Annotated in this window: 10 protein-coding genes; 5 read left to right on the top strand and 5 right to left on the bottom strand. The window is 68.6% G+C overall.

Going from position 1 to position 9,430, the window contains the following annotated elements; translation table 11 throughout:
- The 3 genes from AB0M51_RS42115 to AB0M51_RS42105 form a co-directional block, all read left to right on the top strand.
- Positions 1–157: IS3 family transposase (locus AB0M51_RS42115; RefSeq protein WP_363754558.1), on the top strand; the 157-nt coding region annotated here is incomplete at its 5' end.
- A 312-nt stretch (positions 158–469) separates the two neighbouring features.
- Positions 470–841: a DUF2255 family protein gene (locus tag AB0M51_RS42110; RefSeq protein ID WP_363754556.1), complete on the top strand. Its 372-nt coding sequence runs from the start codon at positions 470–472 to the stop codon at positions 839–841.
- A 22-nt stretch (positions 842–863) separates the two neighbouring features.
- Positions 864–1,244 (top strand): VOC family protein, encoded by a 381-nt coding sequence (locus AB0M51_RS42105; RefSeq protein WP_363754554.1) that lies wholly within the window; start codon positions 864–866, stop codon positions 1,242–1,244.
- 5 nt (positions 1,245–1,249) lie between these two features.
- Here AB0M51_RS42105 and AB0M51_RS42100 read toward each other — a convergent pair whose 3' ends face one another.
- The gene (locus AB0M51_RS42100) at positions 1,250–1,930 is read right to left on the bottom strand and encodes a GntR family transcriptional regulator (protein WP_363754552.1); all 681 of its coding nucleotides are present in this window, start codon (positions 1,928–1,930) and stop codon (positions 1,250–1,252) included.
- A gap of 96 nt (positions 1,931–2,026) precedes the next feature.
- Positions 2,027–2,830: an SDR family oxidoreductase gene (locus AB0M51_RS42095; protein WP_363754550.1), complete on the bottom strand. Its 804-nt coding sequence runs from the start codon at positions 2,828–2,830 to the stop codon at positions 2,027–2,029.
- A 124-nt stretch (positions 2,831–2,954) separates the two neighbouring features.
- On the opposite strand from AB0M51_RS42095, the gene AB0M51_RS42090 reads away from it, so the two are divergent.
- Positions 2,955–4,511: a class I adenylate-forming enzyme family protein gene (locus tag AB0M51_RS42090; protein ID WP_363754548.1), complete on the top strand. Its 1,557-nt coding sequence runs from the start codon at positions 2,955–2,957 to the stop codon at positions 4,509–4,511.
- On the opposite strand, the gene AB0M51_RS42085 is transcribed toward AB0M51_RS42090, so the two are convergent.
- Both AB0M51_RS42085 and AB0M51_RS42080 read right to left on the bottom strand, forming a co-directional pair.
- Positions 4,508–5,239: an alpha/beta hydrolase gene (locus AB0M51_RS42085; protein WP_363754546.1), complete on the bottom strand. Its 732-nt coding sequence runs from the start codon at positions 5,237–5,239 to the stop codon at positions 4,508–4,510. The two genes, AB0M51_RS42090 and AB0M51_RS42085, sit on opposite strands and share 4 nt — an antisense overlap.
- Positions 5,240–5,412: 173 nt before the next feature.
- Positions 5,413–6,234, bottom strand: a complete 822-nt coding sequence (locus tag AB0M51_RS42080; protein ID WP_363754544.1) for an alpha/beta hydrolase — start codon at positions 6,232–6,234, stop codon at positions 5,413–5,415.
- 144 nt (positions 6,235–6,378) lie between these two features.
- Here AB0M51_RS42080 and AB0M51_RS42075 point away from each other — a divergent pair, with 144 nt between their 5' ends.
- Positions 6,379–6,513, top strand: coding sequence for a hypothetical protein (locus AB0M51_RS42075; protein WP_363754542.1), 135 nt, complete (start codon positions 6,379–6,381; stop codon positions 6,511–6,513).
- On the opposite strand, the gene AB0M51_RS42070 is transcribed toward AB0M51_RS42075, so the two are convergent.
- The gene (locus AB0M51_RS42070) at positions 6,477–9,392 is read right to left on the bottom strand and encodes an AMP-binding protein (protein ID WP_363754539.1); all 2,916 of its coding nucleotides are present in this window, start codon (positions 9,390–9,392) and stop codon (positions 6,477–6,479) included. The two genes, AB0M51_RS42075 and AB0M51_RS42070, sit on opposite strands and share 37 nt — an antisense overlap.
- Positions 9,393–9,430: the final 38 nt, after the last annotated feature.

The following is a 9,430-nucleotide window of genomic DNA, read 5'->3' as shown; positions in this document are numbered from 1 at the left end:
CGCCGTCGCCGAGTACGTCGACTGGTTCAACCACCGACGACTCCACGGCGAGATCGGACACGCCCCACCAGCCGAGTTCGAAACCAACCACTGGGCCGACATCACAACCGGGCACTACCCTGAAACACCCGTCCTCACCAAGGCCGGATCAAAGTAATCGAGTCTCCACGAAACCCGGGGCGATTCATTCCTTCATGATCGGCTCGAGTTGTCGGCAGGTTGCCGAGGTGATTCGGGTGTTCCGGATTGTGAAGTCGAAGGAAGCGCGGAAGGTTTGGCCTCCGTTGGGGGTCACCTGGACCAAGAGCCGTTGGCCATCGGGGGCCGCGCTCGTACTCACGCACGTGCATGACAGGCGGACCGGCGGGGCCGGCGTTCTGGCTTCGGGCGTACGGCGTTGTCGCTGTGCTGGTGCTCATTCTGATTGCATTGGCAGTCCATCTCTCCCGCGGAACGAAGGTTGAACGACATGGCATGGAATCTCGAGGACCTGCAGGCGATCGGTGAGTCGGAGGAGCTGCAGATCAGCAGCTACCGGCGTGACGGGTCGCTGCGTCGCTGGACGACGATCTGGGTGGTGCGGGTGGCCGATGAGCTGTACGTCCGCTCCGCCTATGGGCCGGACGGCGCGTGGTACCGCAATGCGATGCGGACGCGGCGGGCGCGTGTCCGCGTCGGGGGCATCGAGAGCGACGTGACGCTGGAGCAGGTGCCGGATCAGGACATGAACGCGCGGGTCGAGACCGCCTACCGGGAGAAGTACCGGAGCCAGCCGGGTGCGCTGCGTCCGATGGTGACCTCGCCGGCCTCGGAGACGACCGTTCGGCTCGGCGTAGTGTGAAGCAATCGGATCGGAGGGCGGTATGCGTGCGGGGATGATCGTTTGGGTCGAGATTCCGGTGCGGGATCTGCAGCGTTCGGCGGATTTCTATACCGAGCTGTTCGGGTGGTCGTTCGAACCGGATGAGGAACGGAACCGGTGGATCTTCGCTCCGCCCGGCGGCGGCACGATGGGCGCGATAACTACCGGGCGGATGGCGAGTCCTGGGGGAGTGCGGTTCGGCGTCGCCGTCGATGATCTGCGGGTGACGAGCGACGCCGCCATCCGGTTGGGTGGCGGACCGAGTGGCCAGACCGTCCAGAGCGAGGTCGGCCGCGGCGCAGACGTCATCGATCCGGACGGCAATCACTTCTGGGTGTATGAGCTCAAGCTCGACGGACGGACACCCGAAGCCACGCAGTGACGCTGTCAGGCGGACTGTTCGGTGTCCCAGAGGCCGCGGCCGTTCAGGGTCTCGATCAGGTGGTCGGCGCTGCCGAGGATGTGCGCCTCCATCAGCGCGCGCGCTGTACGGACCGAGCGCTTCTTCATCGCCTCGACGATCTGCGGGTGCTCGCTGTGGGTGGCGGCGACCTGGCCGTCGATGGTGGCGTAGAAGGAGGACGGGAGCTGGCTGACGACCGTCTGGAGGATCAACGCCAGGCGGCGCGACCCGGCCGCGCGGTTGATCACCGCGTGGAACTCCGAGCCGAGGTCCGCGATCCGGTCCTTGTCGCGGGCCTTCACCGCGCGCTTGAACTCGGCGGTCAACTCTTCGAGCTTGGCGATCTGCTCGGGGCTGATCTGCTTGGCGGCCCGTGCGGCGAGCTCGCCGGCGATCTTGGACTGCGCCCAGAAGATGTCCCGGACGTCCTCGGGGCTGAACGACGCCACCATGAAGCCGCGCCGGGGGACCAGCTCGACGAATCCTTCGCTGCGCAGCGTCAGCAGGCCCTCGCGAACCGGGGTGTTGCTGACCCCGACCGCCTCGGCGATCGGCTCCAGCCGAAGGAACATGCCGGGGCGGAACTCGCCGGACAGGATCTGCTCGCGGACGTAGGCGGCGACCTCGTCCGGCAGCCCTTGCTTGACGCTGCCCCTTGTGGCCACTCGGCATCACCGTTCCATCTGAACCAGACATAATATTTCGAACGCAAACCATCATATACCGTTCGAGTCCGGGTTCGGTTGATGCCGCAGGGCCGGTCATCCGGGCTGGTCGAAGGCCTCCGTCGACGAGTCGACCACCGCACCGCCGCCGTCGGCCACCAAGGTATGGCCGGTGACCATGGACGCGTCCGACGACGTGAGGAAGGCGCACACCGCGGCGATCTCCGCCGGGTCGGCGACCCGCCGCAGCGGGATGTGAGCTGTCGCTGCGCGGTACGCGTCCTCCAGTGTCAAACCGTCGCGCTCGGCCAGGTACTTCATCGCGTCCTCGCCGAGCTGGGTACGGATCCACCCGGGGCTGACCGCGTTCACCCGGACGCCGCGCGGACCGTACTCACGGGCGAGCCAGCGCGTCAGTCCGATGATGCCGGTCTTCGCCGCGGTGTACCCGGCGGCGCCGGACGGTCCCGCGAACAGGCCCGCGGACGACGACACCAGCACGATCGAGCCCTTCGATTGCACCAGATGCGGCAGCGACTCGGCCGCCAGGTAGAACGCGCCATTGAGGTTCACGTCGAGGCTGCGGGTCCAGTTGTCGTGCGACTTGGGGCTGGTGCTCGAGCTGATCTGCGCACCCTGAGCGGCGATGACCGCGTCCACGCCGCCGAATTCCTCGACCGTGCGTTCGACTACGTCGTGCAAGGCCTCGCGGCTGGTTCCGTCGGCCGGCAGGGCGAGGCCGTTCACCTCCTTGGCGACGACCTCGAGCCCCTCGGCGTTGATATCGGTCAGTGCGACCCGCGCGCCGTCGGCGGCGAAGCGCCTGGCGGTGGCTGCGCCGAGGCCGCCGGCCGCTCCGCTGATCAGCACTCGTCCGGGTCGCGCGATAGTGGTGGACATACGACGAGCGTAGGCTTCGAGCGGCCGTTGGCAAGTGGGCAGTAGGAATTGTGAGATAAAATATATTCCATATTGTGCCGTCATGTGAGGTGGCCTACTCTCGCTACCGGAGAGGGGAGTCGTCATGGGCGTGAGTATGTTGTGGGTCAGCGACTCGATCGCCGGGCAGGCGCCGCCGGTGCCGGTGGACCAGCCGGCCGTGGCGATCGGCGCAGAGACCCCGTTGACGTGGGCCGAGTTCCGGGACCGCGAGATCGCGTACGCGTCCGCGCTGCAACGGGCCGGCGTCCGGCCGGGTGACCGGGTCGGCATGCTGCTGAAGAACTCGGTCGACTACATGATCGCGATTTTCGCGATCGCCCGCGTCGGCGCGATCGCCGTCCGGCTGAACTGGCGGTTGATGCCCAACGAGCTGAAGTTCATCCTGAACGACTCCGGTACGACGCTCCTGCTGCTCGACCACGACCTCGCCGGCAAGGTCGCGGACATCCGCGCGGACCTCCCGGTACGGACGTACGTCGTACGCGGCGACGCCACGCTCGATTGGGCCCAGCCGTTCGAGGATTTCGTGGCCGGCCCACTGAGCATGGAGTTCCCGGAGTTGAATCTCGACGACCCCGCCTGCCTGATGTACACCTCAGGCACGACGGGACTGCCGAAAGGCGCGATCTGGACGCACGGCAACAATCTCTGGTTCGGCGCGATCCAGTCGCTGCGGTGGAAGTTCGACTCGTCGACGGTGGCGATGACCTCGGGGCCGCTGTTCCACGCCGGGGGCTGGGAGGCGCTGCTGCTGTCCGCGATCACGAGTCACGGCACGGCGATCACGTACCCGTCCGGATCGTTCGACCTGCTCGAGTACCTCGCGGCCTGCCGCACGCAGCAGGTCACCGACATCCTGATCTATTCGTTCATGGTGCCGGAGTTCATCCGCCGCCCGGACTGTGCCGAGCTGATTCCCCCGACGCTGCGGCGGATCGTCTGCGGCGGCGACACGCTGATGCCGTGGGTGTACGACGAGTTCGCGAAGAAGCTGCCGCACATCGAGTTGGTGCAGGTCTACGGGCTGACCGAGGGCGGTGCGATCACCTGCTGCCTGGACGGCAAGGACGCGGACCGCGCGGGGTCGGTGGGCCGGACGATGCCGTTCACCGACGTCCGGATCGTCACCGGCGAGGGCAAGGACGCGCCGGTCGGCGAGGTCGCTGAGCTCTATGTGCGCAGCCCTGCGGTAAGCCCCGGCTACTGGCACCGGGACGAGGCCAACGCCGAGACGTTCGTGGATGGCTGGTGCCGTACGGGCGACCTGGCGAGCGTCGACTCCGAGGGCTTCATCACGCTGGGCGGCCGGGCCAAGGACATGATCCGCAGCGGCGGGGAGAACATCTACCCGGCTGAGATCGAGGCCGTGATCACGACCGCGCCGGGGGTGGCCGACGCCGCCGTGGTCGGTGTACCGGACCCGAGGTACAACGAGGTCGGTTGTGCGGTGCTGGTGGCGATGGACGGGCAACAGGTCGATGTCGATGCGGTCCGCGCGTTCTGCGTCGCGCGGCTGGCGAAGTACAAGGTCCCGAAGTACCTGGTCGTCGTCGACGAACTGCCCCGAACGGCGTCGGGGAAGATCAAGAAGTTCGAGCTCCGCGAGAAGTATCGCGACTTGGGTGAGCCGGCGTCCTAAAGGGCCTCGACCAGTCGGGGCCGGGCTTCCCAGGGCACCAGGTGGCCGGTGCGGGGCAGCTCGACGTGGGTGGCGCCTCGGATCAGCTCGACGATGCGGCGACCGTTCTCGACCGGGACGATCGGGTCGTCCTGGCCGCTGAAGACGACCGTCGGCGCGCCTACTGCGGTGAGCCGGCGTGGGTCGTGCCAGGCCAGGATCGCGCGGGACTGCTGCAGGGCGCCGCCGCGAGTGGTGACGCGCCGGAGCACCTGCGCGCCGATCTCGTCCTTCAGTTCGTCATCGGCTGTGAAGTGCGGACTCGCGACCGCAAGGATCGCGTCGGCGACTGCGAGGCGATAGTCACGGTCGAACTCCCGGTCGTCGTCGAACGGTCCGAGTCCGAGGCGCAGCAACGACACGACGTCGCCCGGCGGAACCTGCGCCGGGGGAGGCGGGATCGTTGCCATCAGCACCATCTTGTCGACGGCCTCGGGATGCCGTACGGCGAGTTCCTGGGCGACGATGCCGCCCATCGAGTAGCCCGCGACGACGGCGCTCGCGTGACCGCACGCGCGCATCGCCTCGTACGCGTCGTCGGCCATCATGGCGACGGTGAACGGACCGTGCGTGCGCCTGGACCAGCCCGTGCCGCGGTTGTCCATCCGGATCACCTGGTACCGGCGCTCGAGCTCCGTGACGAGGGCGGTCGGCCACAGCAGACCGCTTGCGCCGAAGCCGTTGATCAACAGCAGAGCGGGTCCTCGCCCACCGACGTGAAAGTGCGCCCGCGGCTGACGGTATCGGCCTCGGGCCCATTGTTCGCCTTGGATCGCGAGTTGATGGCTGACCCTGATCGACGAGGTGAGTAGCGGGTTCCGTCCTGCTGCGGACGCGGCCGAGTTGAGGATTCGATGGAGGATCATCGGGAATCGTCGTCGAGGAACTCGCTGATGATGCGCCCGGCCGTCGCGGCCTCGTCGAACAGCAGCAGGTGCCCGGCATCCGCGACGAGCTCGAGTCGGGCATTCGGGATCCGCCACGCCATCAGCCGTGCGTTCAGTTGCGGTACGACGGGATCCGCGGCACCGTGCAGGACGAGTGTCCGGCAGCGCAGCCGGCCGAGCCACAGCCAACTGCTCCATCCGATCAGCGACAACTGCTGGTAGTAGTACCCGCGCGTCGACGGCGGATGACTTTCACGGGTCCCGAGCAGATTCGCCAGCAGCTCCGGTTCGCGCGCGGATCGCCCGCCGGCCAGCCGGGCCATGTCGCGCACCATCACTGCGCGGTCGCGGAACCGCGCCGTGCTGAGCAGAGTGCGGTGCGCCTTCAGTGGGACCGGTAGGGCACCGAGGCCGAACATCGTCGCGGTCAGGATCAGCTTCCGTACCGTTGCGGGATGCCGCCGCGCGAGTTCCTGCGCGATCGTCCCGCCGTGCGAGTACCCGAGTACGTCGACCGTCCCGACGCCGAGCTCGCCGACCACCTCGGCGATCACGTCGGCCAGCGCCGGCACCAGGATCGGAAGCGTCGGCGTCGACGAGCGGCCGGCTCCCGGGCTGTCGACCATGATGACGTCGCGCTCGGGCAACTGCTCCAGCAGCGGATCCCATGAGGTCAGTGAGCCGCCGAGACCGTTGATCAGCAGCAAGGGCGGCGTGTGCGGCCCCGGCCGCCGCCGGGTGCAGATCTCCAACCCTCGTACCTCGACCGCACGATCGGAGGGCAGATGATCGGTCATGGCGGCATCCTTCCAGAAAATAAAAAGTATTGTACATGTAACGTCCGGCGTCGGCAGCGAGTGACGGGTCGGGGTAGCCGGTCTGATCGGTGCGGTCCGCGGCCACCTGATGGCCGCGAACTACACCGCCCGCTCTCCCTCGTGATGACGCCTCTCGTCGTCGCGGCCGATCCCGGCCACAACGTGGCTGGCACATTCCTCGTCGACATACCGGTCGGCTACCTGATCTCGCTGCTCGTCGGTTACGGGGTCTGGCGCCGGGTGCGCTGGACCGAGTAGGTCTTGCCGTTGGCGCCTAGCTTCCAAACCGTGCGGTCGCCGGCTGGGCGGGGAAGGCCCGCGTCGCGCAGCGGTCCGATCCGTGGGCGAGACCATGCGGTCAGAGGGATCTCGAGAGACTGCACGTACGCCGGGCGTTGTTCGGGAGGCAACGTGCTGACGGCGCGACCGAGGTCGGCCGCGGACACGCGAGCCCCGGGCAGAGGTGTGATCGCGCCGACGATCTCGCCGCTGCCGACACCGTACGCCGCGGCGAGCCCGACGGACGGGATCGCCTCGAGCGCCTGGCTGACGACCGACGGGGGTACCGGGCCGGACGGCGTCTGGATCAACGTGCTCGCATGTCCCATCGGCCAGAGGTCACCGTCCGCGTCCCGGGTGAACAGGTCCCCGGTCGCCAGCCACGAATCCCCAGGCTCGAACACACTGCGCAGCGGTACGGCGTTGCGCCGTACCGACCCGTCGCCGCGAACGATCAGCATGCCGACCGCCCCGGGCCTCGTCTCGCGCGCGTATCCATCGGAATCGATCACCAGGCGCTGGGATGCGAGCCCGTACTCGACCACCCGGACCTCCGGTGTCCCTGGCAACGGCCGGCCGACGGAGCCGACCTTCGTCCCGGTGCGGTTGGCGAGGATCGCGTCGCCCTCGGCGGACGCGTACACCTCGACGATGCGGACGCCGGGGAAGCGTTCGGCGACCCGGCTCCACAGCCCACCCGGCATTCCCGATCCCATGAAGACGCGGACCGGATGGTTGCGCTCGCCCGGAGACGGAGGAGCGTCGACGATCGGCTGGAGCGAGGTCCAGGTGTACGAGACGTGCGTCGCGCCGTACCGCCGTACTTCCTCCCAGAAGGCACCTTCGCCGGCCAGGGCGAGCCGGGCGCCCGAGGCGATCGCGCCCGCCATCGCATGCAGGATCGCGGACGAGTGGTAGAGCGGCGTCACCGAGTAGACCGTGTCGCTCGCGGTCAGTCCGGCCGCCTGCGCCGCGCCGAGTGCGGACAGCGCCCACCGCCGGTTGGTGATCAGGATGTCCCTGGTCGCCGCACCGTCGCCGGTGAACAGGACGAACGCGATGTCGGACGCGGTCCGTGGGTTCGCGCGGTACCAGCGCGGCACCCGAACCTGGGCAGGATCGATCCGCTCCATGTCGATCACGTGCGCAGGCAGCTCCCGATCCTCGCCGCCGACACCGAGGACGCACCACGTGACACCGGGGAGTGCCTGGTCGCGGGCGTTCGACGGATCGGAGATCAGCCAGCCGATCTGACCGAGCCGGACCTCCGTTTCCAGGTCGCCCTCGGGTCGCAGCAGTACGGCGGTGGCGCCGAGCCGGCTGATCGCGGCCAGGGTGCTGAACGCGGACGGGCGGGAGTTCATCAGGACGCCGATCCGCATGCCCTGGCGCATCCCGAGGCTGAGCATCCCGTTCACGATGCTGTCCACGCGGTACTTGAATTCGCCGTGCCGGATCACCCGGTCGCCGAACGCGTACACCACGCTCTCGGGAGCACGCTTGGCGGCCTCGTCGAGCAGCAGGCCCAGCGAGATCTGGGTGCCGGGCTTCAGGTCGCCGAGGTCCCGCAGCCGCGGCAGGTGATCGACGCCGGCCCGGGCCACCGCCTGCGCGCTCTTGATCGCCTCCGACGCGGTCGAGACCGTTCGGGCCCCGACCGTGACGCCCGTGTCGGCGGTCCAGCCGATCACCTTGCGCACCGTGCTCGGCTCGACCGGGCCGGGATCCTCGATCAGCTCGGCCGGCACGATCGCCTCCGGGCGTTCGTCAAGCCCGGCGCGCCACCTGATCCAGCCCGCGACGGTCGGCCAGGTGATCCGGCGGGCGGTGTTGCCGCCGATGATGCCGAAGTGGCCGATCGGCAAGGTCAGTTCGTAGACGTCGGCGCGGGGTGCGGCCCGGCGGATCCCGCGCACCGACTGCGGGGTACCGAGGAGGTCCTTGGTGCCGACCACGGTCAGGATCGGTACGTCGATGTCGGCCAGTGAGACCGAGCGGTCGCGGAACACGAATCCGCCTTCGAGCATCCGGTTCTGCACCAGGAACTGCTCGAGCAGCTCGGCGAACGCCGGCCCGCTGTACGACGTCCAGCCCTGCCCCTCGAGGTACTGTCGCCGGCGCTCGTGGGGAAGCAGCCGCTCCCGGTCGTGCAGATTCAGGTAGTACTGTGCCTTGCCCTTCACGACGCCGACGGGCGTCATCATCTGCGTGCCGCCACGCATCGCCCAACCCGGGATCGAGATCCGCCGGGCGAGTCCGGACCAGAGCCAGACGCGGGCGAGGGTGGCCGCGGTCTCCGGCGCCATCGGTACGCCGAGCGGCGCCCGGGTGTCGACCGGTGAGCCGAAGGTGATCAACGAGTCGATGCCGTCGCCGCGCCGGTACGCCGCGACCTGGTAGCTGAACATCCCGCCCTGCGACTGCCCGCCGAGAACGACGTCCCGGCCGGTGTGTGCGCGCACCTCGTCGACCGCGTCGCTCACAGCGAGCGCGTGGTCGGTGAGCGTACGCTCCAGCCCGCCCGGCTCGTGCTCGGGCCGGCCGAAGTCGATCGTCCAGACGTCGATGTCCTGCGCGTGCAGCGCAGCCACCGCACTGGTCCGCGGGTCGATGTCCCACAGGTCGCCGGTGATCATCAGCGGGTGGACCAGCAGGACCACCGGCGCGTCCGCGGGCAGGTCGTCGGGGAAGTAGCGGCGCAGCTTGCAGATCCGGTTGCTGCTCACCACCTTGTACGGCGAGTAATCGTCGCCGGTCTCGAAGCCGCCGTGCCGCAGCACCTCGACGGCGTTGACGGCGGTCGCGCCGACCCGGCGGAGCAGGTCCGGTCCGAGCGGCACCTTGGGAAACATCTGCATGGCGGCCTCCACCCCTGGGATAACAAAACATCATATAT

The sequence above is a fragment of the Kribbella sp. NPDC051137 genome, assembly GCF_040682535.1.
GTDB classification, from domain to species: Bacteria; Actinomycetota; Actinomycetes; order Propionibacteriales; family Kribbellaceae; genus Kribbella; species Kribbella karoonensis.
Note: the sequence above shows the minus strand (reverse complement) of the source record. Positions and strands in the feature narration are given on the sequence as shown.

Coding starts and splice junctions, on each gene's coding strand:
- AB0M51_RS42110 (WP_363754556.1), top strand. CDS start 470: ATGGCATGGAATCTCGAGGACCTGCAGGCGATCGGTGAGTCGGAGGAG.
- AB0M51_RS42105 (WP_363754554.1), top strand. CDS start 864: ATGCGTGCGGGGATGATCGTTTGGGTCGAGATTCCGGTGCGGGATCTG.
- AB0M51_RS42095 (WP_363754550.1), bottom strand. CDS start 2,830: ATGTCCACCACTATCGCGCGACCCGGACGAGTGCTGATCAGCGGAGCG.
- AB0M51_RS42090 (WP_363754548.1), top strand. CDS start 2,955: ATGGGCGTGAGTATGTTGTGGGTCAGCGACTCGATCGCCGGGCAGGCG.
- AB0M51_RS42080 (WP_363754544.1), bottom strand. CDS start 6,234: ATGACCGATCATCTGCCCTCCGATCGTGCGGTCGAGGTACGAGGGTTG.
- AB0M51_RS42075 (WP_363754542.1), top strand. CDS start 6,379: ATGACGCCTCTCGTCGTCGCGGCCGATCCCGGCCACAACGTGGCTGGC.
- AB0M51_RS42070 (WP_363754539.1), bottom strand. CDS start 9,392: ATGCAGATGTTTCCCAAGGTGCCGCTCGGACCGGACCTGCTCCGCCGG.